The 21,945-nt window shown below is 70.3% G+C and carries 22 protein-coding genes; 18 read left to right on the top strand and 4 right to left on the bottom strand.

Annotation, left to right across the window (positions count from 1 at the left end):
- Positions 1 to 49: 49 nt before the first annotated feature.
- The 3 genes from ACG00X_RS06625 to ACG00X_RS06615 are packed head-to-tail and all read left to right on the top strand — an operon-like array spanning position 50 to position 2,110.
- On the top strand, positions 50 to 721 hold the full coding sequence (locus tag ACG00X_RS06625; RefSeq protein WP_394487254.1) for an amino acid ABC transporter permease: 672 nt from the start codon (positions 50 to 52) through the stop codon (positions 719 to 721).
- Positions 718 to 1,365 carry an amino acid ABC transporter permease gene (locus tag ACG00X_RS06620; protein ID WP_394487253.1) on the top strand — a complete coding sequence of 216 codons (648 nt, stop codon included), beginning with the start codon at positions 718 to 720 and terminating at the stop codon, positions 1,363 to 1,365. The genes ACG00X_RS06625 and ACG00X_RS06620 overlap by 4 nt, the downstream gene beginning before the upstream one ends.
- Positions 1,355 to 2,110: an amino acid ABC transporter ATP-binding protein gene (locus tag ACG00X_RS06615; protein WP_394487252.1), complete on the top strand. Its 756-nt coding sequence runs from the start codon at positions 1,355 to 1,357 to the stop codon at positions 2,108 to 2,110. Before ACG00X_RS06620 ends, ACG00X_RS06615 begins: the two co-directional genes overlap by 11 nt.
- Positions 2,111 to 2,117: 7 nt before the next feature.
- On the opposite strand, the gene ACG00X_RS06610 is transcribed toward ACG00X_RS06615, so the two are convergent.
- Positions 2,118 to 2,786, bottom strand: coding sequence for an HD-GYP domain-containing protein (locus tag ACG00X_RS06610; protein ID WP_394487251.1), 669 nt, complete (start codon positions 2,784 to 2,786; stop codon positions 2,118 to 2,120).
- Positions 2,787 to 2,875: 89 nt separating this feature from the next.
- On the opposite strand from ACG00X_RS06610, the gene ACG00X_RS06605 reads away from it, so the two are divergent.
- The 3 genes from ACG00X_RS06605 to ACG00X_RS06595 all read left to right on the top strand — a co-directional run bounded on the left by ACG00X_RS06605 (position 2,876) and on the right by ACG00X_RS06595 (position 4,810).
- Positions 2,876 to 3,508, top strand: a complete 633-nt coding sequence (locus ACG00X_RS06605) for a helix-turn-helix domain-containing protein (RefSeq protein ID WP_394487250.1) — start codon at positions 2,876 to 2,878, stop codon at positions 3,506 to 3,508.
- Between the two features lie 18 nt (positions 3,509 to 3,526).
- On the top strand, positions 3,527 to 4,246 hold the full coding sequence (locus ACG00X_RS06600) for an Hpt domain-containing protein (protein WP_394487249.1): 720 nt from the start codon (positions 3,527 to 3,529) through the stop codon (positions 4,244 to 4,246).
- A gap of 192 nt (positions 4,247 to 4,438) precedes the next feature.
- Positions 4,439 to 4,810 carry a response regulator gene (locus ACG00X_RS06595; RefSeq protein ID WP_394487248.1) on the top strand — a complete coding sequence of 124 codons (372 nt, stop codon included), beginning with the start codon at positions 4,439 to 4,441 and terminating at the stop codon, positions 4,808 to 4,810.
- 32 nt (positions 4,811 to 4,842) lie between these two features.
- Here ACG00X_RS06595 and ACG00X_RS06590 read toward each other — a convergent pair whose 3' ends face one another.
- A complete protein-coding gene (locus ACG00X_RS06590) occupies positions 4,843 to 6,516 on the bottom strand; it encodes a methyl-accepting chemotaxis protein (protein WP_394487247.1) in 1,674 nt (557 codons plus the stop codon).
- 272 nt (positions 6,517 to 6,788) lie between these two features.
- Between ACG00X_RS06590 and ACG00X_RS06585 the strand changes: the two genes are divergently transcribed.
- The 5 genes from ACG00X_RS06585 to ACG00X_RS06565 all read left to right on the top strand — a co-directional run bounded on the left by ACG00X_RS06585 (position 6,789) and on the right by ACG00X_RS06565 (position 13,403).
- Positions 6,789 to 8,066, top strand: a complete 1,278-nt coding sequence (locus tag ACG00X_RS06585; RefSeq protein WP_394487246.1) for an efflux RND transporter periplasmic adaptor subunit — start codon at positions 6,789 to 6,791, stop codon at positions 8,064 to 8,066.
- Between the two features lie 664 nt (positions 8,067 to 8,730).
- A complete protein-coding gene (locus ACG00X_RS06580; RefSeq protein WP_394487245.1) occupies positions 8,731 to 9,414 on the top strand; it encodes an ABC transporter ATP-binding protein in 684 nt (227 codons plus the stop codon).
- A 132-nt stretch (positions 9,415 to 9,546) separates the two neighbouring features.
- The gene (locus tag ACG00X_RS06575) at positions 9,547 to 10,809 is read left to right on the top strand and encodes a TolC family outer membrane protein (protein ID WP_394487244.1); all 1,263 of its coding nucleotides are present in this window, start codon (positions 9,547 to 9,549) and stop codon (positions 10,807 to 10,809) included.
- Complete coding sequence (locus ACG00X_RS06570) at positions 10,809 to 12,116, top strand: ABC transporter permease (protein ID WP_394487243.1); 1,308 nt, start codon at positions 10,809 to 10,811, stop codon at positions 12,114 to 12,116. The genes ACG00X_RS06575 and ACG00X_RS06570 overlap by 1 nt, the downstream gene beginning before the upstream one ends.
- A 57-nt stretch (positions 12,117 to 12,173) precedes the next feature.
- On the top strand, positions 12,174 to 13,403 hold the full coding sequence (locus tag ACG00X_RS06565; protein WP_394487242.1) for an ABC transporter permease: 1,230 nt from the start codon (positions 12,174 to 12,176) through the stop codon (positions 13,401 to 13,403).
- Between the two features lie 44 nt (positions 13,404 to 13,447).
- Here the strand turns inward: ACG00X_RS06565 and ACG00X_RS06560 are convergent, their stop codons facing one another.
- Positions 13,448 to 14,275 carry a DUF6279 family lipoprotein gene (locus ACG00X_RS06560; RefSeq protein ID WP_394487241.1) on the bottom strand — a complete coding sequence of 276 codons (828 nt, stop codon included), beginning with the start codon at positions 14,273 to 14,275 and terminating at the stop codon, positions 13,448 to 13,450.
- Positions 14,276 to 14,451: 176 nt separating this feature from the next.
- Positions 14,452 to 14,925 (bottom strand): DUF6265 family protein, encoded by a 474-nt coding sequence (locus ACG00X_RS06555; RefSeq protein ID WP_394487240.1) that lies wholly within the window; start codon positions 14,923 to 14,925, stop codon positions 14,452 to 14,454.
- A gap of 68 nt (positions 14,926 to 14,993) precedes the next feature.
- Between ACG00X_RS06555 and ACG00X_RS06550 the strand changes: the two genes are divergently transcribed.
- From ACG00X_RS06550 to glcF, 7 genes are all read left to right on the top strand, one after another.
- Positions 14,994 to 15,479 carry a retropepsin-like aspartic protease family protein gene (locus tag ACG00X_RS06550; protein WP_394487239.1) on the top strand — a complete coding sequence of 162 codons (486 nt, stop codon included), beginning with the start codon at positions 14,994 to 14,996 and terminating at the stop codon, positions 15,477 to 15,479.
- Positions 15,476 to 16,396, top strand: a complete 921-nt coding sequence (locus ACG00X_RS06545; RefSeq protein ID WP_394487238.1) for a TraB/GumN family protein — start codon at positions 15,476 to 15,478, stop codon at positions 16,394 to 16,396. Before ACG00X_RS06550 ends, ACG00X_RS06545 begins: the two co-directional genes overlap by 4 nt.
- A 33-nt stretch (positions 16,397 to 16,429) precedes the next feature.
- Positions 16,430 to 17,176 carry a PhaM family polyhydroxyalkanoate granule multifunctional regulatory protein gene (locus ACG00X_RS06540; RefSeq protein ID WP_394487237.1) on the top strand — a complete coding sequence of 249 codons (747 nt, stop codon included), beginning with the start codon at positions 16,430 to 16,432 and terminating at the stop codon, positions 17,174 to 17,176.
- A gap of 18 nt (positions 17,177 to 17,194) precedes the next feature.
- Entirely contained in the window at positions 17,195 to 18,055 is an 861-nt protein-coding gene (locus tag ACG00X_RS06535) for a substrate-binding periplasmic protein (protein ID WP_394487236.1), read from the top strand.
- 78 nt (positions 18,056 to 18,133) lie between these two features.
- On the top strand, positions 18,134 to 19,627 hold the full coding sequence (locus ACG00X_RS06530; protein WP_394487235.1) for an FAD-linked oxidase C-terminal domain-containing protein: 1,494 nt from the start codon (positions 18,134 to 18,136) through the stop codon (positions 19,625 to 19,627).
- The gene (glcE, locus tag ACG00X_RS06525) at positions 19,624 to 20,694 is read left to right on the top strand and encodes a glycolate oxidase subunit GlcE (protein ID WP_394487233.1); all 1,071 of its coding nucleotides are present in this window, start codon (positions 19,624 to 19,626) and stop codon (positions 20,692 to 20,694) included. The genes ACG00X_RS06530 and glcE overlap by 4 nt, the downstream gene beginning before the upstream one ends.
- Positions 20,694 to 21,944 (top strand): glycolate oxidase subunit GlcF, encoded by a 1,251-nt coding sequence (glcF, locus tag ACG00X_RS06520; protein WP_394487232.1) that lies wholly within the window; start codon positions 20,694 to 20,696, stop codon positions 21,942 to 21,944. Before glcE ends, glcF begins: the two co-directional genes overlap by 1 nt.
- Position 21,945: the final 1 nt, after the last annotated feature.

The raw sequence follows: 21,945 nt of genomic DNA, 5'->3' as shown, positions 1-21,945 counted from the left end.
CCTGCGGCCCGGCTGAAGGCATCGGGCAACTCGAATCAAGGGTCTACGCATGATTCAGTTTGATTTCATCGCCGTGCTGGCCGAATGGCCGCTGCTGCTGAAGGGGCTGGCGTGGACGCTGGGGCTCACGCTCATCGCCACGCCGCTGGGCCTGCTGATCGCGACGCTGGCCGCCTGGTCGCGCGCCTGCGGGCCGGCCTGGCTGCGCCGCGGCTTGGGTGTCTACGTCGAGCTGCTGCGCAACACGCCCTTCATCGTGCAGCTGTTCTTCATCTTCTTCGGCCTGCCCGCGCTGGGCGTGAAGATGTCGCCCGAGGCGGCGTCGTTGATCGCGATGACGCTCAATCTGGGCGCTTACGGCTGCGAGATCCTGCGCGCCGGCATCCAGGCCACGCCGCGCGGCCAGTGGGAGGCGGCGCAGAGCCTGGCGCTGAGCCCGGTGCAGGTGTTCACGCGCGTCGTGCTGCCGCCGGCGCTGCAACGCGTGTGGCCGGCGCTGACGAGCCAGATCATCATCGTCATGCTGGGTTCGGCCGTCTGCGGGCAGATCTCCACCGAAGAGCTCAGCTACGCCGCCAACCTGATCCAGAGCCGCAACTTCCGCGCGTTCGAGGCTTTCATCATCGCCACGCTGGCCTACCTGGCGCTCGCCATCGCCGCGCGCCGGCTGCTGATGTGGGCGGGCCCGCGCTTCGTCTTCGGCGGAGGAACCCAGCCATGATTGAGTTCACGCTGTGGGACATCGTCCGCAACCTGTTGCTGGCGCTGCGCTGGACGGTGGCGCTGTCGCTGATCGCCTTCATCGGCGGCGGCCTCGTCGGCGCCCTGCTGCTGACGCTGCGCCTGGGGCTGGGTTCGCGCACACGCCGCGTCATCGGCTGGTATGTGCAGCTGTTCCAGGGCACGCCGCTGCTGATGCAGCTCTTCCTCGCCTACTTCGGCCTGGCGCTGCTGGGGCTGGACGTCTCGGCCTGGGCGGCCGCCGCGCTGGCGCTGACGCTCTACACCAGCGCCTATCTCGTCGAGATCTGGCGCGGCTGCGTGGACGCCGTGCCGCGCGGCCAGTGGGAGGCCGCACGCAGCCTGGCGCTGTCCTTCGGCGAGCAGCTGCGCCACGTCATCCTGCCGCAGGCCGGCCGGCTGGCCATCGCGCCGACGGTGGGCTTCCTCGTGCAGGTCATCAAGGGCACGGCGCTCGCGTCGGTCATCGGCTTCGTGGAGCTGACCAAGGCCGGCAGCATGATCGCCAACGCCAGCTTCAAGCCCTTCCTCGTCTTCGGCTGCGTGGCGCTGCTGTATTTCGCGCTGTGCTTCCCCATCAGCCTGTTCGCCCAACATCTCGAAGGCAAGTCTCATGTCCGCTGAAGCCCTCGCCGACCCCATCGTGCGCATCACCGCGCTGCGCAAGTCCTACGGAGCTAACGAGGTGCTCAAGGGCATCGACCTGGACGTGAAGCGCGGCGAGGTCATCGCCATCATCGGCAAGAGCGGCTCGGGCAAGAGCACGCTGCTGCGCTGCGTGAACGGGCTGGAACAGTTCCAGGACGGTTCACTGACCGTCAATGGCCGGCCGCTGCTGCATGACAGCGCGATGGCCATGCGCGCACTGCGGCAGCAGGTGGGCATGATCTTCCAGGGCTTCAACCTGTTCCCTCACCTCAGCGTCGGGCGCAACGTGATGCTGGCCCCCACGCTCGTGAAGCAGCGCAGCCCCAACCAGGCCGCCGAGCAGGCAACCAAGCTGCTCAACCGCGTGGGGCTGGCCGACAAGTTCAACGCCATGCCCGACCAGCTCTCAGGCGGCCAGCAGCAACGTGTGGCGATCGCGCGGGCGCTGGCCATGGAGCCGGCGGTGCTGCTGTGCGACGAGATCACCTCGGCGCTGGACCCGGAGCTGGTGGGCGAGGTGCTGCGCGTCGTCGAGGCGCTGGCCGAGGAAGGCATGACGCTGCTGATGGTCACGCACGAGATGAACTTCGCCCGCAAGGTGGCCGACCGCGTCATCTTCATGCACCAGGGCCGCGTGCACGAGATCGGCCCGCCGGGTGAGCTGTTCAACAACCCCCGCACGCCGGAACTGCAGCAGTTCCTGTCGGCCTTGCACGACTGACGTGACGTCAGCCGTCCTGGTCCAGCGCCGCCGCCAAACCCATGTCGTCGAGACGATCGCGCAGCGCGATGAGTTCCGGCGCATGGTTGATGAAGGCCGAGACGATCTCGGGGTCGAACGCCGTACCCGCCTGTTCAGCCAGCATCGCGAGGCCGAGGTCGTCCGCCCGCGCCGGGCGGTAGCGGCGCCGCTTGGTCAGCGCGTCGAAGTAGTCCACCACCGCGACGATGCGGGCCGACAAGGGAATGGCCTTGCCGCTCAGCCCCTGGGGGTAACCGTTGCCGTCCCAGCGCTCGCGATAGTGAAGGGCGATCTCGGCAGCCAAGGCGAACAGCGGCAGCCGCGAGCCCCCCACCAGCGCAGCCTCACGCTCGGACTGGGCCTCACGACGGCGGCGCTCCTCGCCGGTCGTCAGTGGCCACCACGGCTCGAACGCGGTCGTCAGGTCCGACTCGGCAACGTCGAACAACGGTGCGGCCAGCCGCAGCAGTTGGGCAGTCTCTGCATCCAGCCCCAGCCGGCAAGCCAGCAGCTCCGACAAATGCCCCAACCGCACGCGCTGGCTGCGCGCCTGCGCATGAGCCCGGCCGCCCGCGGCACCACGGCGCGGCGGCAGCGCGGCACTGGGGCTGCTCGTGGTGGGCGCAAGTGGGGCGGGGATAAGGATGGACGGCATGGTGTGTCTCCTGCTGTTGTGATCATTATCGATTGAGCTCGTTTTTATCAAATATGCACAACTGTGCGCCAGCCCCGGAATTCGGCAAAATGTCCCGCGTGAATGCCAACTCCAATGTTCCGGACACCTGTTCCACGACCGAAGCCGCCCAGCGCCTGGGCATGGCCGTACGTTCCGTCCAGTTGATGGTGGATCGCGGCGAGCTGCAGGCCTGGAAAACACCAGGGGGCCACCGCCGTATCCTGCGCAGTTCCCTTGACGCCTGGCTGGCGAACCGTGGCGGCAGCGCAACGGCCACGGCACCCACGCCGGCCCAGCCCAGGCTCGCAACCCCTGGGCGGCCGATGACGCTGCTGCTCATCGAAGACTCCGTCCACTTCCAGAACCTCATCAGCCTCGTCGTGAAGCGCGAGCTGCCCGAGGCCGAGTTGCACATCGCCTCCGACGGCATCGCCGGCCTTGCGCTGGCGGGCCGGCTGGAGCCCGACGTGCTGCTCATCGACATCCTGCTGCCCGGCATCGATGGCGCAGCCCTCATCACCAGCCTGCGCTCCCACCCGCAGTTCGCACGCAGCCGGCTGCTGGTGATCACGGCGCTGGACGAGGCCCAGCGCGCGCCCTACCAGTTCGCCCTCGAAGGCGTACCGGTCGTGCACAAGACCGAGCTGGTCACGCAGCTGCCACGGCTGCTGGCCGAAGCCGCGGCCGCCTTCGCCGCCTGATCACGCAGCCCCCATCCCATGACTGCGCGGCTGCTGCTGATCGAGGACGACGCCTCGATTGCACGCTTCGTCGAGCTGGCGCTGGAGGAACTGCCGGGCCACGCACCCGCGCTGCCCCGCATCGAGTTCAACGTCGTGCGCACACTGGCCGGTGCACGCCAGGCCTTGCAGCCGGGCGGCTGGCACCTGGTCATCAGCGATCTGATGCTGCCGGACGGCTCGGCCGAGACGCTGCTGACCGAGGGCTTTGCCGAAGCCGACGGTGCGCCGCGCTGGGTGGTCTTCAGCGCCGGCCTGCAGGAGAACCGGCGTGCCGCGCTGGCTGCCCGCGGCGTGGCGCGCACGCTGCGCAAGCCGGTGGGCCTCATCGAATTGCTGGACACCGTGGCCGAATTGCTGGGCCAGACGCCCTCCCTGCCGCCGCCGCCCGCAGCGGACGATCCGGTCCAGCGCCATTTCGGCGGCGACCGCGCCTTGTTCGAGAGTTTTCGCGCCGGCTGCATCAGCCGCTTCTCCGACGATCTGGCCCAGGGAGACGCCGCCTACTCCGGGGGGGATGCGGCCACGCTGCGCCGCGTGGCCCACGGGCTCAAAGCGGTGCTGGAGCTGATTGGCCACCCTGACTTGGCGGCCCGGGCGCGCGCCATCGAGGACGCCGGCGCTCAAGGCCATGTCGACCCCGGCTGGCCAGCGCTGGCCCAGGGCCTGTCACAGCTGGGCGCGCAGCGGCGCCGGTGATGCGAACCACAAGCGCCATATCCAGCAAATCCGCAGTGGCGGAGTTGGGTTTACGCAGGCTTTACAACGGTCACATTCGTTGAATTTGATAATGCAAGCCTGCCGCCCTGCCTTGTCCGACATGACCATGCTTCGTCCCCCCCCACCACTGGCGCCTGGCGCGCCCGGCGTGCAGCCGCGGCGTCGAGGAGCATGACGATGCCCCTGGCGCTCTACGTCGAGGACGACGAGGTCAACGCCATGCTGATGCAAGGCATCTTCGAGCTGCGCCCGGCCTATCAGCTGCACGTGGCCGGCACCGGCGCCGAGGCCCGGCGCTTCGTCGCCGAGCACCGGGTGGACCTGCTGCTGTGCGACATGCATCTGCCGGATGCCCACGGGGACGCCCTGCTCGTCGAGCTGCGCGCCAACGGGCTGGCCCCCGGCGTGCCGGCGGTGCTGGTCACCGCCGAACCCGACAGCGTGGCCGCCGACCTGGCCCAGCGCGGCGGATTCGACGGCTACTGGTCCAAGCCCTTGGACGTGGCCGCCACGCTCCAGCAGCTGACGCGCTGGCTGGGCTAGCGCCCCCGCCTCTCACCCCGGCGCCTTGCCGGTCAATCGCTCATCGCAGCCGGCAGGGAAAACCGCGCGACCTCCGCCACCAGGCTGTCGGCCTGTGACTTCATCGACGTGGCCGCCGCCGCCGTCTGCTCGACGAGCGCGGCGTTCTGCTGCGTGGCGCGATCGAGTTCCTGCACCGCCTGCCCGATCTGCTCGATGCCCTGGCTCTCCTCGCGCGCCGCGCGCGCCACCTCACCCAGCAGTTGATCGACCCGCTTGGAGCCGTCGACGATCTGCTCGATCGTGCCGCCAGCACGGTGCACGATGGTGGCGCCGATCTCCACCTGCTCCACGCTGCGGCCAATCAGCGTCTTGATCTCCCGCGCCGCCTCGGTGCTGCGCTGGGCCAGCATGCGCACTTCTCCCGCCACGACGGCGAAGCCGCGCCCTTGCTCGCCCGCGCGAGCGGCCTCGACCGCAGCGTTGAGCGCGAGGATGTTGGTCTGGAACGAGATGCCGTCGATCGTCGTGATGATCTCGGCAATCCGCGACGACGCCGAGCGGATGCCGTCCATCGTCTGCACCACCTCATGCATGACACGCCCGCCCTCTGCGGCCGTCTCGGCATTCAAGCGCGCCATGCGCGACGCCTCGGCGGTGTGCTCCGCGCTCGTCGCCACCGTCACCGAGATCTGCTCCATCGACGCGGCCGACTCCTCGATGTTGGCGGCGGTCTGTTCCGTGCGGGCCGACAGGTCCATCGCGCCGGTCGCGATCTCGTCGCTCGAATGCATGATCTCCTCGCTGGCCCCGCGCACGCGCCGCACCATCCGACGCAGCGACTCCTGCATGGCCGCGAGCTCGCGCATCAGCACCGCTGCCTCGTCACGGCCCCAGGGCGACGGACTCGTGGTCAGGTCGCCGCCGGTCATCGCGCGCAGGTGCCGGCGGGTCTCGTTCAGGCCGCCCTCCATGACCTTGTAGAAGCTCAGGAACAGGTAGCCCGCCACCGCCAGCACGACGGCCAGCACGGCCGCCACGCCGCGCATCGCCGCCAGCTTCGCGTCGCGCAGGTCGTCCACATACAGCCCCGAGCCAATCACCCAGCCCCAGGGCTCGAAGCCTTTCACGTAGGAGATCTTGTCGACCGGCTGCTGCTGGCCCGGCTTGGGCCACTGATAGGCCACGAAGCCCTGACCATGGCGCCGCACCTCATCGACACAGGCCTTGAACAAGGCCACGCCGTTGGGGTCGACGATGCCGCTGCCGTCCTTGCCGTCCAGCTCGGGCTTGACCGGATGCATGACGATGCGACTTTGCATGTCGTTGATCCAGAAATACTCGCGGCCCTCGTAGCGCAGCCGGCCGATCATCTCGCGGGCCCGCGCCTGCGCGTCCTCGCGTGGCAGGCCGCCGGCTTCCAGGCCCTGCGCCCAGGCCAGCACGCCGTGCGCGATCTCCACATGCTGGCGCAGTGCGCCCTGACGCTCACGCATCTGCGCATCGGCCTGGCTGACGATCAGCCAGCCCAGCAGCGCCACAACCGGCAGCACGAAGGTCGCGGAGATCAACAGCGCCTTGGCGCCGAACTGCAGGTTCCGAAACAGCCGCACACCCGGCGCCCACAGGCCGTGGTGAGCGAAGAAGCCGTCGCGCGCGGCGATCAGTGGCAGGACTTGGCGCGGTGAGCTGGGCTGCCGCAGCACGGCGGCATCGGGATTCGGCATGACGGAATGACACGGAGACAGAGAAGGCGCGCGATGCTAGGAGCGGCATCCGCGCATCGTTTGCGCTCGGTCAAGCCGTTGGAGCTCCCACGCGTCGAGCGGTGATATTTCGCATTCCAACGCGGTCTCGACGCAGGCGCCGAGCGCCGACGCCTGTCCGTTCACGGCGGCGTTCGGACTGTCCGCCACTGTCCGCGGACAGCCCGCGCATCGCCAAGTGCTTGATTTGCCTGGCCCGCTGCGCTGGCACGTGGCTTGCGAAATGACCGGGTATGAACACCCGCTTTCGCGACACCTCCGAGCAAGACCGGCCGCTCCTCACCCGCCCCAAGCGCTGGCCCTGGCTGCTGGCCGGCGGCGCCGTCATCGCCGCGGTCCTCGCGTTGACCATGGGTGGCCGGCTGCGGCAGGCGCTGTCCACCGATGCCGCCGTCAGCACCGCGCGGCTGAGCATCGCCACCGTCGACTACGCGCCGCTGACGCGCGACGTGGCCGGCGAGGGGCGCGTCGTCGCGGCGCAGAGCCCGACGCTGTTCGCCCAGGGCGCCGGCACGGCGACGCTGGCCGTGAAGGCGGGCGACCCGGTCAAGCAGGGCCAGGTGCTGGCCACCATCGATTCGCCCGAACTGACCAACCGCCTCGCGCAGGAGCGCAGCAACGTCGACGCGCTGCGGGCCGACCTCGCCCGCGCCGAGGTGGAGGCACGCCAGCAGGCCGCGGCGCTGCAGAGCGCGTTTGAAAACGCCCGCATCGACCAGCAGACCGCGCAGAACGACCTGGCCCGCCAGACGCAGGCTTTCGAGGCCGGCGCCACGGCGCGCATGCAGGTCGAGCGCGCGCAGGACGCCCTCGCCAAGGCCACGCTGGCGCTGGACCAGGCGCGCGACCTGCGCGGCCTGAAGACCGACAGCCTGAAGCTCGACGTACAGGCCAAGCAGAGCGCCCTCGCCCGCCAGCAGCTGCTGGTGGCGGAGCTGCAGCGCCAGGTGGCCGAGCTGAACGTGCGCTCGCCGGTGGATGGCCAGGTGGGCCAGCTCTTCATCGCCGACCGCACCAACGTCGCCCGCGACGCCAGGCTGCTGTCGGTCATCGACCTCTCGGCACTGGAGGTGCAGATGCAGGTCGCCGAGAGCTTCGCGCGCGAATTGCAGCCGGGCATGCCGGGCGAAATCAGCGGCAACGGGCAGCACTGGGCCGGCCTGGTCAGCTCGGTGTCGCCCGAGGTCGTCAACGGCGAGGTCAGCGCACGGCTGCGTTTCGACGGCCGCCAGCCCGAGCAGCTGCGCCAGAACCAGCGCCTGTCGGTACGCGTGCTGCTGGACAAGCGGGACAAGGTGCTGGGCGTGGCGCGCGGCAGCTTCGTCGACGAAAGCGGCGGCAGCTATGCCTATGTGGTGCGCGGCGGTGTCGCCGAGAAGATGGCCGTGAAGCTGGGCGCACGCTCGCTGGACCGGGTGGAGGTGCTGTCAGGCCTCGCGGCCGGCGACCGGGTGGTCATCTCCGGCTCGGACAACTTCAAGGGCGCAGACCGCGTCCTGATGGCGGATTGAGGTTGCTGATGGATGGCTTCTCGAAATCTGCTGCTCATCGGGCGATCGCCGGGAGTCCCGCCCGGCGGCGGGGTAACTTTCTTCTGCGGAGCCAGAAGAAAGTCACCAAAGAAGAGGCCCTGAATCCGCACGCCAGTGGGTTGATGGGTTTGGCCATGGATGGCGCCCACACGCGAACCGCTGCGCTCTCGCGGCTGTCCTTGTCACCAGCATCATCTATCGCCACGGCACCCCGCCTAACGCGCGGCTGCACGCCGTGCTCACGAGAGGCAAACCCAAGACAGCGCCGCTCGGGCGGCGCGGTCGAGCACGACTGCTCGTGCCGTCGCCCCAGCGACGCGGCATTGGCTGGTGAGCCCGGCGTGCAGCCGGCGTTAACGGGCGTGAAGCTGCGATATGTGGTGCTCGCCACAGGGACAGCCGCGAGAGCGCAGCGGCTCGCGTCTGCCCGCAGTGACACCGGTCGTTTTCGCGCGCTTCTCCTGGCGACGTCGGGACGGCTTGCGGTTCAGCGCCTCTCTTTTGGTGACTTTTCTCTGGCAAGACAGAGAAAAGTTACCCGCCCGCCGGGGCGGACTCCCGGCACCTCACTGGGCACGAAACAAGTGCGGCTCACGCGCCCAACTTCCTCCCAAGCCACACCTCGGTGAACAGGACACCCACCATGCTCCAAATGGAAAAACTGCAGAAGGTCTATCGCACCGAGATGGTCGAGACCTACGCGCTGCGCGACTTCAACCTGACCGTCAAGGAAGGCGAGTTCGTCGCCGTGACCGGCCCGTCCGGCTCCGGCAAGACGACATTCCTGACCATCGCCGGCCTGCTGGAGGCCTTCAGCGGCGGCACCTACACGCTGGACGGCATCGACGTCAGCCGCATGGGCGACGGCGAACGTTCGCGCATCCGCAACCAGAAGATCGGCTTCATCTTCCAGGCCTTCAACCTGATCCCCGACCTCAACGTGCTCGACAACATCGAGGTGCCGCTGCGCTACCGCGGGTTCGGCGCTGCCGAGCGCCGCAAGCGCGCCGCCGAGGCGCTGGCGCGCGTGGGCCTGTCCGCGCGCGGCAAGCACTACCCGGCGGAGCTGTCCGGCGGCCAGCAGCAGCGCGTGGCCATCGCCCGTGCGCTGGCCGGCGAGCCGCGCCTGCTGCTGGCCGACGAGCCCACCGGCAACCTCGACAGCACGATGGCCCGCAGCGTCATGGAGCTGCTGGAGGAGCTCAACCGCGACGGCGCCACCATCGTCATGGTCACGCACGACCCGCAACTGGCCGCCCGCGCGCAGCGCAATGTCCACGTCATCGACGGGCAGGTCGTCGACCTGACGGCGGAGCTGGCCGCATAAATGAAGCCCCTCGTCCAAGGAGTACCTTGGCCGGTCCCCCGCGGGGACGGCGATGCTGGCGGCGTTGAGCCGCCAGCACATCGCCTGAGCGGGCCGGCTTGGGAGCGGCCCGGCGCTCGGCCCGCGAAATTCATGGCGCTCGTGCTCGCACTGTGCACGGCAGCGACAGCCCACGCCGACGACCTGCTGCAGGTCTGGGCCCAGGCGCGCGCGGCCGACCCGACATTGCGCCAGGCCGCTGCGCTGAGCAGCGCGCAGGAGGCGGCAGCCCGCGAGTCGCGCGCCGCCTTGCTGCCGCAGTGGCAGCTGCAGCGCAACGAGCTGCGCGAGACCGGCGGCACGCGCTGGAACACCACCACCAGCAGCCTGAGCCAGCCGCTCGTGGACCTCGCCGCCCTGCGCACCTGGGACGCCAGCCGCAGCGATGCCTCGGCGCAGGCCGCCCGGCTCACCGCCGCCGAGCAAGCCGCGCGGCTGCGGGTGGCCACCGCCTATTTCGGCCTGTTGTCCGCCCAGGCCCAGCTCGTCACCGCACGAGCCAACGAAGACGCCTTCGCGCGCCAGGTCAGCGAGGCGAACACGCGCTTCAAGGCCGGGCTGTCGGCCCAGGTCGAGGCCGACCAGTCGAGCGCCTACCGCGAGCTGGCCCGCACCGGCACGCTGTCGGCCGAGGCTGCCCTGGCCGATGCCCGCGAGGCGCTGGCCCAGCTGACCGGCGCTGCAGTCCCGGCGCTGCAGCCGCTCGGCCAGGCGCTGACCGCGCAACCGCTGCCCGACGCCGCCGACGCCTGGGCCGAACGTGCGCTGCAAGGCAACCCCGAACTGCGCGCACTGCAGCTGGACGTGCGGGCCAGCGAGCAGCGCATCTCGTCTGCACGCGCCGGTCATCTGCCGACGCTGAGCCTGGGCGTGGACACGACGCGCCAGCGCGGCGACGGCGTGTCCGCCTTCGACGCCAGCCGCACGCCGACGCAGGTGGCACTGCGCCTGACCGTGCCGCTGTTTGCCGGTGGGGCGACCGCCGCCGCGGCCGACCGCGCCGGCTTCCAGCGCGCCGCCGCGCAGGAGCAGCTAGAAGCCGGCCGCCGCGCCGTGCTGCGCGAGGTGCGCGCCGAGCACCTGGCCGTCAGCCAGGGTGACACGCAGTTGCGCGCCACGCAGGCCGCCGTCGAGGCCGCCGAGCGTTCGCTGAACGCCACGCGCACCGGCCTGACGCTGGGCACCCGCTCCATCACTGACCTGCTGCTGGCCATCCAGACCCTGGCCAGCGCGCAGAACGCGCAGACCAACGCGCGCCACCGCCACGTGCTTGCACTACTGGCCCTGCACCTAGCCGCCGGCTCGCTGGGCGACGCCGAGCTGGCCACCGTCAACGCTCTTCTCGAAAGCCGCTGATGTTTCTCCACTACCTCGAACTCGCCGCCCGCAGCGCCCGCGCCTCCAAGGGGCTGAGCGCCCTGATGGTGCTGGCGCTGGCCCTGGGCATCGGCGCCTGCATGACGACGCTGACCGTCTACCACGTGCTGTCCGGCGACCCCATTCCCGCCAAGAGCGCGCGGCTGTTCAACGTGCAGCTGGATGCTGGCTCCCTGATCGGCTGGAAGGCGGGCGAAGAGCCCACGTTCGACCTGACCCGCTTCGACGCCACCACGCTGCTGCGCGAGAAGAAGGCCATGCGCCAGGTCATGTCCAGCGGCTTCAACACCTCGGTGTCATTGCCCGACGCGCAGATCAAGCCCATCTTCTCCAGCGTGCGCATGACCTCGGCCGACTTCTTCGCGATGTTCGACGCGCCCTGGCAGCACGGCGGCGGCTGGAGCGCTGCCGACGACGAAGGCGAGGCGCGCGTGGCCGTGATCTCGTCGGCCCTGAACGAGAAACTGTTCGGCGGCATCAACAGCGTGGGCCGTGAGGTCATCGTGCGCGGCCAGCCGCTGCGCATCATCGGCGTGCTCAAGCCGTGGAAGGTGTTGCCGCACTTCTGGGACCTGACGCTGGGCAGCTACACCGAGACCGAGGACTTCTACCTGCCGTTCTCGACGGCCATGGCACTGAAGATGGGCCACTGGGGCAGCATGGACTGCTGGGCCAAGGGCGCCAACGGCGGCAGCTCGCTGGACATGGCCGCCAGTTGCGCATGGGTGCAGTACTGGGTGGAGTTCACCAGGCCGGAAGATGCCGCGGCCTACCGCGACTACCTCGTCGCTTACTCCGAAACCCAGCGCAAGGCCGGCCGCTTCGAGCGCCCGACCAACGTGCGCCTGCGCAACGTGATGGACTGGCTGGGCGCGCAACGGGTGCTGCCCGCCGACGTGCGCCTGCAGACCTGGCTGGCCTTCGGCTTCCTGGCGGTGTGCGTCGTGAACATGGTGGGCCTGCTGCTGGCCAAGACCTTGCGCCGTGGCGGCGAGATCGGTGTGCGCCGCGCGCTCGGTGCGACGCGCGGCGACATCTTCCGGCAGTTCGTCGTCGAGGCGGGCCTGCTCGGCATGGCCGGCGCGCTGCTGGGGCTGATGTTCGCGCAGGCGGGCCTGTGGCTGGTGCGCCAGAGCCCCAGCGACTACGCCCGCCTGGCCCAGCTGGACGCCAGCATGCTGGCCCTGACGCTGGGCCTGGCGCTGCTGGCCAGCCTGCTGGCCGGGCTGCTGCCCGCCTGGCGCGCCGCACTCATTCCCCCCGCCGTTCAGTTGAAGGTGCAGTAGTGCCGCAGCCCCTCGCCCAGCCCGGCGCCCGGCCCGCCAACGCAATCCATACCTGACATGACGATGTTCACCGACCTCATGCCCATCCTCTCCACGCTGCGCCGCCACAAGATCGCGGCCGGCCTGATCGTGTTGGAAGTGGCGCTGTCCTGCGCCATCGTCACCAACGCGCTGCACCTGATCCAGACCCGCGTCGACGCGCTCGGCGCCAGCTCCGGCCTGGTCGAATCCGAGATCGCCGTGCTGACGCTGCGCGGCAGCAAGCCGCAGCCGCCCGAGCGCACCGGCAGCATCGTCGCCGAGGACCTCGCCAACCTGCGCGCGCTGCCCGGCATCAAGGCGGCGACGGTGGCCAACCAGATCGTCTTCGGCGGCAACAGCAACAACAGCAGCGTCTCGCTGGACCCCGACAGCAAAGGCCTGCGCATCGGAGCGGCGCAGTACTCCTCCGACGATCAGATGCTGCCGACCTTCGGGCTCAAGCTGCTCGAGGGCCGCAACTTCACGCCCGACGAGATCCTCGACAACTACCAGGCCTTCAACACCCCCGACCCCAAGATCGGCCTGCTCATCGTCAACAAGGTCATGGCCGACAAGCTGTTCCCCGGCCAGTCGGCGCTGGGCAAAACGGTCTACGTGTTCGGCAGTGCGGCGTCGACCATCATCGGCGTCGTCGACACCCTGACGCACACGCAGATGCACCGCGCGCGCGGCGAGGGCGGCGGCGCGGCGATGATCCTGCCGCTGCGCGGCGGCGGGTCCTACATCATCCGCGCCGAACCGGGCCAGCTGGACGCGCAGATCAAGGCCGCCACCGCCGCACTGGAGCAGGCCGACCGCAGCCGCGTCGTCACGCAGGCCCGCCCGCTGACGCAGATGCGCGACGAGTTCTACGCCCAGGACCGCGCGATGGCCTGGCTGATGGGGGGCGTCTGCGTGGCGCTGCTGCTCGTCACGGCCATGGGCATCGTCGGGCTGGCCAGCTTCTGGGTGCAGCAGCGCACGCGCATGATCGGCACACGCCGCGCTTTGGGCGCCACCGAGGGCCAGATCCGCCGCTACTTCCAGCTCGAGAACCTGCTGCTGACGAGCACCGGCATCGCCATCGGCACGGTGGGCGCCATGGCACTGAGCCAGTTGCTGATGCAGAGCTACGCGGTGCCGCGTCTGCCCTGGCTCTACCTGCCGGCCGGTGCGGCGTCGCTGTGGTTGCTGGGCCAGCTGGCCGTGTGGGTGCCGGCGCGCCGTGCGGCGCGGCTGTCGCCGGTGGCCGCGCTGCGGGCCTGAGGCGCGCTGCGGGCCAGCGCCCGCACGGCGCGCGCCAGCGGGCTTCAGCCGTCGGCGTGCAGCGTGCGCAGGTCCCGCTGCCAATCGCCCCAGTGCTGGCGCACATGGCCGCGCTGCTCGGCGTTCAAGCCGTTGAGCAGCTTCAGCACGCTGGCGATGATCTCGTCGCGGTAGGCCTGCTCGGCCGGCAGCGGCAGCAGGTTCTGCATCAGCAGCGCGTTGCCCTCGGCCAGGTCGTGCCGCGCCCACGCGCGCAAGGCGTCGACGGTCCGCGCCTGGCGGGTTACCCGCCCCTGTGCCATGGCCTGCAGGTCGAAGTGCCAGGCCTCGGCGTCCGCACGAGCCTGCTTCAGCGTGGCTCGGTCCAGGCCGCCCAGCCAACGCTCCAGATTGGTGGCATAACGCTTGGCCCGCTCGCCCGGCCCGCTGCGGCCGGCATGGCGCTCGCGCCACTCGGCCGTGTTCTCCTGCATCTCCTGCTGCAGGTGTTGCCACTGCTCGGGCCGCAGGCTGGCCAGCAGCGGCTCGGCCAGCGGTGCCGCATGCGCGAGGCTGCGCTCGACGCTGGCCCGCGCGCCCCGCTCCAGCGACAGCAAGGCCTCACGCGTGAAGCCAACGTCCAGTGCCGCCTGCGCCTCGCGCAGCAAGGCCTGCCAGTGCGGCAGTTCCTCGCGGCGGTGCCAGGCCTGCCAGGCCTGGAGTTGCACCTTCATCCTCGCGCGCTGGTCGCTGTCGAGATCGAGATAACTGTTCGCCCACAGGCCGGCCAGCAGCGGCAATTGCTGGTAGGCCAGCGTCAGGCTGGAACAGCCGGCCAGCACGAGCAGCAGGCCCAAGCAGGCAGTGGAGAACAGTCGTTTCATCCAGGGCATGGCGCATCATGACCCATCCGGCCGGTGTCGGCCTGGCGGTCATGCCGTTGTCATCGCAGGTCGGAAGGCGGGCAACGCCGCAGGCTGCGGCCGACCCACGCCCAGGCCTCAGCTGCGGTCGCTGGGGCAATCGGCGCGCCTGCCCCCTGCCGCGGCGGCCGCCGGCACATTCACGCTCAAGGGCAGGTGGTGCGCAGCAGCGTGCTGTCCACACTCAACTCCTTGCCGTTGAGCGTGCCCTCGATGCGCGCCGCGAGCCGATCCGGCGACGCCAGACGGTAGACCACGCGCTGCGGAAAGCCGTGCGCCGGGTTCTCGAACACGGCCTCGGTGTCTTTCTGGCCGGGCTGGCGCACATACTTGAATTCGGTCGCCGCGCGGCCCTGTGGCTGGTCGATGTAGATCAGCTTGCCGTCGCTGCCGGTGCGGATCTGCATGAACTCGAAGTCCACCACGCGGCCACCTTTGAGCGTGCGCGCCATGCCCAGCATGAGGCCGCCGGCCGGCGGCATCCACTGCTCGACCGAACCCGGGTCACGGCCCTGCTCGGCCCAGCAACCGGCCATCCACGCGACTGGCGCCAGCGAATCGGTCTGCGCCTGCGCCAACGGCAGGTGGGCCAGGACCAGGAGAGGCAGCATCGACTTCATGCCGGGGATTTTGTCGCTCGCGGTTATCGTTCATGCCCGCGCAAACCCTTGCCCCCCTACGGTAGAGGATGTCCTCCAAAGACCTGCCCCCCAACTTCAAGCTGCTGACCATCTGGTTGCTGATCGGCCTGCTGATCTTCCTCGGCTTCCAGGCCTGGGAGCGTGAACGCAACGCCAGCCGGTTCCAGCTGGCTGGCCAGACCATCGTGCTGACACGCGCCCCCGATGGCCACTTCCACTGGCCGGGCCGCGTCGGCCAGGTCGACGTGGACTTCCTCGTCGACACCGGCGCCACCTCCACGGCGCTGCCGCAGGCGCTGGCCGAGCGGCTCGGGCTGACATCGCTCGGGGCCGTGCAGAGCCGCACGGCTGGCGGCATCGCCGAAGGCTTCGCGGCGCGAGCCGACATCACGCTCGACGGCGGCGTCAGCGCAACGCAGCTGGTTGTCACGGTGCTGCCCCACCTGGACGCGCCCCTGCTCGGCATGGACGTGCTTGGCCGTCTGCACTTCTCGCAAAAGCCCGGCGAACTCCGCGTCACCCCCAAAGAATGATCCGCCGCCTCCTCCTTCTGCTGACGCTCACGCTCACGCTTGGCCACGCACACGCCGCCTGCCCGCCGGTGCCGGCGCTGCCCAGCGCGGCACAGCAGGCCGCCTGGGCGGCCAAGGCCCCCGATCGTGGGCCGCTGTGGCGCATCAGCCGCGACGGGCACAGCAGCTATCTGTTCGGCAGCCTGCATGTGGGCAAGCCCGATTGGGCCTACCCGGGCCCGGCCTTGCGCCGCGCCTGGGCCGAGACCGAGGTGCTGGCCGTCGAACTGGACCCCGCCGACGTGGGCCCCGCGCTGACGGCCGCCGGCACGCCCGAGCCGCTGCCAACCGCGCTGGCGCAACGCGTGGAAGCCCAGGCGCGCGTGGCCTGCCTGCCGCCGGGCGTGCTCACCAGCCTGCCGGCGGTGCTGCAGGTCAGCACGCTGACGCTGCTCGAAGCCCGGCGCGACGGCTTCGACGCCGGCTTCGGCCAGGACTTGATGCTGCTGGCCTGGGCCCGCGCAGACAGCCGGCCCGTGCAGTCGCTGGAGACCGTGGCCGAGCAGCTGGAGGCACTGTCGCCACCCACGGCCGATGTGCCGGCCATGGTCGACAGCGCCCTGCACCAGTTGCGGACCGGCCAGACCCGCGCACCGCTGCGCAAGCTGGCCGAGGCCTGGTCGCGCGGCGACATGCGCACGCTGGCCGACTACCCGCGCTGGTGCGCCTGCGCCGACACGCCGGCCGAACGCGCCTGGTTCAAGCGGCTCAACGACGACCGCAACGTGGCGCTCGCCAGCCGCATCGTCGCGCTGCACGGCGCGGGCCAGCGGCTGCTGGTGGCCGTGGGTGCGCTGCACATGAGCGGCCCGCAGGCGCTGCCGCTGCTGCTGGCTCGCCAGGGCTTCACTGTCGAGGTGGTGACGCCACGGCAGTAGCATGGGGGTCACGGCTGGCGCAGAGGAGACGCGATGACCGACAACAGCTTCACCAAATTCGTGCCGGGTTTTGACTTCCTGCAGGGGCTCGTCAAGAACGCGGGCGCCGCGCTGCCGGGCATCGGGCAGTGGGTCGCGCCCACACTCAACCCCGAGGAGCTGGGCAAACGCATCGAGGAGCTGCGCACTGTGCAGTTCTGGCTGGAGCAGAACGCCCGCATGCTGGCGACCACCATCCAGGCCCTGGAGGTGCAACGCATGACGCTGTCGACGCTGCAGACGATGAACGTGCCGCTGACCCAGCTGCGCGACAGCCTCAAGCTGCCGACCGCCGGCGACGCGCCGATCTGGCCGCCGGCGCCAGCCCAAGCCGCGCCCGCAGCCGCAGCGCCCCGCGCCACGACCGGCCCGGCCGCGCGAACCGCCGCCAAGGTCACCAACAAAGCCGGCAAGACGGCCAGTGGCGCGAAGCCGGTGGTGCCACCCGCTGCCGCCGTCGTCGACCCGACGCAGTGGTGGACGGCCCTGAGCCAGCAGTTCTCGCAACTCGCCACCTCGGCCATGAAGGACACGGCCACCGATGCGGCCAAGCAGTTGGCCGGCAGCCTCGTCAAGCAGAGCTTCGACGCGGCCAGCGACACGCTCAAGCGCGCCGCTAGCATGCCGGGCGCGATGGTCGGTGGCGTCGCCAAGGGGCTGGCCGGCACGGCCAGCAGTGCACCACCCGCGCCCGCCAAACCCGCACGCAAACGCCCTGCCTCTCCTCGGCGCAAGGCCTGACGCCCTGCCCGACCCGCCATGCAACGGCGGCAACTGCTTTCTCTGCTGGTGCTCGGCGCCGGATCGTCGGTGGCCGCCACACCGCGCCAGCCGGCGCTGATCTACCCCTTGCACGACGCTGCCGGCCAGCAGCAATGGCGCTATCACGAAGACCTCGTGCGGCTGGCGCTGCAACGCAGCGGCACGTCATACGGCATCGTCGAATCCACCGTGCCGATGACGCAGGCCCGCGTGCTGCGCGAACTGGCAGACGGCACCGGCCGGCTGGACCTGGCCTGGACGATGACCAGCGTCGAGCGCGAGGCCCTGCTGCAGCCGGTGCGCGTGCCGGTGGAGCGCGGCCTCATCGGCTTTCGGCTGGCCCTCGTGCGGCCCGAACATGTGGACCGCTGGAAAGACGTGACAGCTCTGCGCGGCCTGCGCCCCTACGTGGCAGGCCAGGGCCAGGATTGGCCTGACACCGAGATCCTGCGCACCAACGGCTTGAAGGTGTCGACATCGCAGCAGTACACGGCGCTGTTCGACATGCTGCGCGCCGGGCGCATCGACTACTTTCCACGCTCGGCCTTCGAGATCGATGGCGAGATCGACAGCGGCATCGCCCACGGCCTGGTCATCGAGCCCCATGTGCTGCTGCGCTACCCGGCCGCGTCCTATCTGTTCGTGCGACGCGACCGGCCCACGCTCGCGGCCGACCTGCAACGCGGGCTGGACCTGATGGTGGCCGACGGCAGCTTCGCCCGGCTGTTCCAGCAACACTTCGGCGACCTGATCCGCCGCCACCGGCTGCGCCAGCGCGCGCAGATCGTGCTGCGCAACCCGCTGCTGCCGGCCGCAACGCCGCTGGACAAACCTGGTTACTGGTTCATGCTGGATTGACCCCCTTAACTGTGGCCTGAAAGCTGCCGCGCTACGGCTACAGTTGCCCGGGCGTTGGACGACCCCGAACCGGCAGTGATGAATGCCTCCCTCCCCGCCTCTGGCCTTGACCGTGCCGCACGCCTGCAGCAACTGGTGACGGCCCTGGCGCCGCTGCTACCGGCCCACGCGCTGCTGCACCACAGCGAGCAGACCACGCCGTACGAATGCGACGGGCTGACCGCCTATCGCCAGCGGCCGCTGGCCGTGGCGCTGCCCGAGACCGAGGCGCAGGTGGCCGCCGTGCTGAAGGCCTGCCACGCACTGGGCGTGCCCGTCGTCGCGCGCGGCGCCGGCACCGGGCTGTCCGGCGGCGCCATGCCACACGAGGCCGGGCTCACCTTGGCCCTGGCCCGGTTCAACCGCATCCTGTCCATCGACCCGCTGGCCCGCACTGCCCGTGTGCAATGCGGCGTGCGCAACCTCGCCATCTCCGAGGCCGCCGCAGCCCATGGCCTGTACTACGCCCCCGACCCCAGCAGCCAGATCGCCTGCACCATCGGCGGCAACGTGGCCGAGAACTCCGGCGGCGTGCATTGCCTGAAATACGGCCTGACGCTGCACAACGTGCTGCGCGTGCGTGGCTTCACGGCCGCAGGCGAGCCGGTGGAGTTCGGCAGCGAGGCGCTGGACGCACCGGGGCTGGACCTGCTGGCGCTGGTCATCGGCAGCGAAGGCATGCTGGCCGTCGTCACCGAGGTGACCGTCAAGCTGGTGCCCAAGCCGCAACTGGCGCGCTGCGTCATGGCCAGCTTCGATGACGTGCGCAAGGCCGGCGACGCGGTGGCCGCCATCATCGCGGCCGGCATCATCCCGGCCGGCCTGGAGATGATGGACAAGCCGATGACGGCGGCGGTGGAAGACTTCGTCCATGCCGGCTACGACCTGGACGCCGAGGCCATCCTGCTGTGCGAGAGCGACGGCACGCCCGAGGAGGTGGCCGAGGAAATCGAGCGCATGGAAGCCGTGCTGCAGGCCAGCGGCGCCACGCGCTGCCAGGTCAGCGACGGCGAGGCCCAGCGGCTGAAGTTCTGGAGCGGCCGCAAGAACGCCTTCCCGGCGTCGGGCCGCATCAGCCCCGACTACATGTGCATGGACTCGACCATCCCGCGCAAGCACCTCGCCACCATCCTGCTGGACATCCAGCAGATGGAGCAGAAGTACGGCCTGCGCTGCGCCAACGTCTTCCATGCCGGCGACGGCAATCTGCACCCGCTGATCCTGTTCGACGCCAACGACCCCGACCAGCTGCACCGCTGCGAGCAGTTCGGCGCCGAGATCCTGGAGCGCAGCGTCGCTTTAGGCGGCACCGTGACCGGCGAGCACGGCGTGGGCGTCGAGAAGCTCAATTCGATGTGCGTGCAGTTCAGCGACGCAGAGCGCGAGCAGATGCTGGCGCTCAAGCACGCGTTCGACCCTGCCGGCACCCTCAACCCCGGCAAGCAGATCCCGACGCTGCACCGCTGCGCCGAATACGGCCGCATGCATGTGACGCGCGGGCTGCTCGCCTTTCCGGAGCTGGAACGGTTTTGAACCTGGCCGACCTGCAACACCTCATCCGCGAGGCCCGCGCACCGCTGCGCTTCACCGGCCATGGCAGCAAGGATTTCTATGGCGAGGCGCCGTCGGGCAGCCCGCTGTCCACGCTGAGCCTGAACGGCATCACCGCCTACGAACCCAGCGAGCTGTACGTCAGCGCACTCGCCGGCACGCCGCTGGCCGACCTCGAAGAGCGGCTCGCGCAGCAGCGCCAGCGCCTGGCCTTCGAGCCGCCCCGATTCGGCGGCCGCGGCACGGTGGGCGGCATGGTGGCGGCCGGCCTCTCGGGGCCCACCCGGGCGGCGTTGGGCTCGGTGCGCGACCACCTGCTGGGCGCCGTGCTCATCGATGGCCGCGGCGAGTTGCTGAGCTTCGGCGGCACCGTCATGAAGAACGTCGCGGGCTTCGATGTCAGCCGTGCGCTGGCCGGGTCGATGGGGCAGTTAGGCCTCATCACCGAGGTCACGCTGAAGGTGCTGCCGCTGCCGGCGGCAACGGCCACGCTGCGCTTCGAGTTCGACCAGCCCGCCGCGCTGACCGCCATCAACCGCTGGGGCGGCCAACCCCTGCCCATCGAGGCCAGCGCCTGGTGGGACGGTGCGCTGCTGCTGCGGCTGGCCGGCGCGAGCGCTGCCGTGGAGGCCGCCACGCGCCAGCTCGGCGGCGATGTCATCCCTGCCGACATGGCCACACCGTTCTGGACCGGCCTGCGCGACCAGAGCGACGAGTTCTTCGTCGGCGCCGAGCGCGCGGTGGCCGGCGGCGCCCGGCTGTGGCGGCTGGGCCTGCCCAGCACGGCGCCCGCGCTCAAGCTGCACGGCGAGCAGCTCATCGAATGGGGCGGCGCCCAGCGCTGGGTCGTCACGCCGATGGAGCCGGCTGCGCTGCGCGACGCGGTTGCTGCCGTCGGCGGGCATGCCACGCTGTTCCGCGTGCAGGACAAGGCCTGTGGCGCGTTCGCCCCGCTGAGCGCGCCGCTCGCAGCCATCCACCGGCGGCTCAAGGCCAGCTTCGACCCGCACGGCGTGTTCAACCCCGGCCGGCTCTACACGCAGTTCTGATGCAAACCACCCTCGCCCCCGAATTCGCCGGCACGCCGGAAGGCGCCGAGGCCGAGGCCATCCTGCGGCGCTGCGTGCACTGCGGCTTCTGCACGGCCACCTGCCCCACCTATCAGCTGCTGGGCGACGAACTCGACGGCCCGCGCGGCCGCATCTACCTCATCAAGCAGGTGCTGGAAGGCGCCACGCCCACACGCGAGACGCAAACGCACCTGGACCGCTGCCTGACCTGCCGCAACTGCGAGTCGACCTGCCCCTCGGGCGTCGAATACGGCCACCTGGTGGACATCGGGCGGCGCGTCGTCGACGCCCGGGTCGAGCGGCCGGGCAGCGAACGCCGCGCGCGCTGGCTGCTGAAGGAGGGGCTGACGTCACCGCTGTTCAAGCCGGCGATGAAGCTGGGCCAGCTGTTCCGGCCGCTCGTGCCCGCGTCGCTGAAGGACAAGGTGCCGGCCAAACCGCCCGCCACGGCGCACGACTGGCCCACGCGACAGCTCAATCGCAAGGTGCTGCTGCTGCTGGGCTGCGTGCAACCGGCCATGGCACCCAACATCAACAGCGCGACGGCGCGCGTGCTGGACGCGGCGGGCATCCAGAGCGTCGTCGCCGAGGCGGCACGCTGCTGCGGCGCCATCCGCGAGCACCTGGGCGATCACAGCGGCGCGCTGGACGACATGCGGCGCAACATCGACGCCTGGTGGCCGCTGGTGGCCGGGCCGGGCGAGCGCGTGGAGGCGCTGGTGATGAACGCGTCGGGCTGCGGCGTGACAGTGAAGGACTACGGCCACGCACTCGCCGGCGACCCGGCCTATGCCGACAAAGCGAAGCGCATCAGCGAACTCACGAAAGACCTCAGCGAGCTGCTGCCCGACCTGGTGCCCGCACTCAGGGGCCGCCTGCACCGTGCCAGCGCCAGCGCCCGGCAACTGGCCTTCCACCCGCCCTGCACGCTGCAGCACGGCCAGAAGCTCAAGGGCGGCGTCGAGGCGGCACTGCGCGAGCTCGGCTTTCGCATCGACTGCGCGCCCAGCGACGCCCACCTATGCTGCGGCTCGGCCGGCACTTACTCGGTGCTGCAGCCCGAACTCTCCAAGCAGCTGCGCGACCGCAAGCTCGCGGCGCTGGCCCCGCTGAAGGCCGACCAGATCGTCTCGGCCAACATCGGCTGCATCCAGCACCTGCAGAGCGGCAGCGCCCAGCCGGTGCGGCATTGGGTGGAAGTGCTGGACGACGCGCTGCGGGGCGTCTGAC

It is taken from the genome of Pelomonas nitida (assembly GCF_043555975.1).
GTDB classification, from domain to species: Bacteria; Pseudomonadota; Gammaproteobacteria; order Burkholderiales; family Burkholderiaceae_C; genus Pelomonas; species Pelomonas nitida.
The sequence above is the reverse complement of the archived record's forward strand: the minus strand, read 5'-3'. Positions and strand labels throughout refer to the sequence as shown.

Coding starts and splice junctions, on each gene's coding strand:
- ACG00X_RS06625 (WP_394487254.1), top strand. CDS start 50: ATGATTCAGTTTGATTTCATCGCCGTGCTGGCCGAATGGCCGCTGCTG.
- ACG00X_RS06620 (WP_394487253.1), top strand. CDS start 718: ATGATTGAGTTCACGCTGTGGGACATCGTCCGCAACCTGTTGCTGGCG.
- ACG00X_RS06615 (WP_394487252.1), top strand. CDS start 1,355: ATGTCCGCTGAAGCCCTCGCCGACCCCATCGTGCGCATCACCGCGCTG.
- ACG00X_RS06610 (WP_394487251.1), bottom strand. CDS start 2,786: ATGCCGTCCATCCTTATCCCCGCCCCACTTGCGCCCACCACGAGCAGC.
- ACG00X_RS06605 (WP_394487250.1), top strand. CDS start 2,876: ATGTCCCGCGTGAATGCCAACTCCAATGTTCCGGACACCTGTTCCACG.
- ACG00X_RS06600 (WP_394487249.1), top strand. CDS start 3,527: ATGACTGCGCGGCTGCTGCTGATCGAGGACGACGCCTCGATTGCACGC.
- ACG00X_RS06595 (WP_394487248.1), top strand. CDS start 4,439: ATGACGATGCCCCTGGCGCTCTACGTCGAGGACGACGAGGTCAACGCC.
- ACG00X_RS06590 (WP_394487247.1), bottom strand. CDS start 6,516: ATGCCGAATCCCGATGCCGCCGTGCTGCGGCAGCCCAGCTCACCGCGC.
- ACG00X_RS06585 (WP_394487246.1), top strand. CDS start 6,789: ATGAACACCCGCTTTCGCGACACCTCCGAGCAAGACCGGCCGCTCCTC.
- ACG00X_RS06580 (WP_394487245.1), top strand. CDS start 8,731: ATGCTCCAAATGGAAAAACTGCAGAAGGTCTATCGCACCGAGATGGTC.
- ACG00X_RS06575 (WP_394487244.1), top strand. CDS start 9,547: ATGGCGCTCGTGCTCGCACTGTGCACGGCAGCGACAGCCCACGCCGAC.
- ACG00X_RS06570 (WP_394487243.1), top strand. CDS start 10,809: ATGTTTCTCCACTACCTCGAACTCGCCGCCCGCAGCGCCCGCGCCTCC.
- ACG00X_RS06565 (WP_394487242.1), top strand. CDS start 12,174: ATGACGATGTTCACCGACCTCATGCCCATCCTCTCCACGCTGCGCCGC.
- ACG00X_RS06560 (WP_394487241.1), bottom strand. CDS start 14,275: ATGCCCTGGATGAAACGACTGTTCTCCACTGCCTGCTTGGGCCTGCTG.
- ACG00X_RS06555 (WP_394487240.1), bottom strand. CDS start 14,925: ATGAAGTCGATGCTGCCTCTCCTGGTCCTGGCCCACCTGCCGTTGGCG.
- ACG00X_RS06550 (WP_394487239.1), top strand. CDS start 14,994: ATGTCCTCCAAAGACCTGCCCCCCAACTTCAAGCTGCTGACCATCTGG.
- ACG00X_RS06545 (WP_394487238.1), top strand. CDS start 15,476: ATGATCCGCCGCCTCCTCCTTCTGCTGACGCTCACGCTCACGCTTGGC.
- ACG00X_RS06540 (WP_394487237.1), top strand. CDS start 16,430: ATGACCGACAACAGCTTCACCAAATTCGTGCCGGGTTTTGACTTCCTG.
- ACG00X_RS06535 (WP_394487236.1), top strand. CDS start 17,195: ATGCAACGGCGGCAACTGCTTTCTCTGCTGGTGCTCGGCGCCGGATCG.
- ACG00X_RS06530 (WP_394487235.1), top strand. CDS start 18,134: ATGAATGCCTCCCTCCCCGCCTCTGGCCTTGACCGTGCCGCACGCCTG.
- glcF (WP_394487232.1), top strand. CDS start 20,694: ATGCAAACCACCCTCGCCCCCGAATTCGCCGGCACGCCGGAAGGCGCC.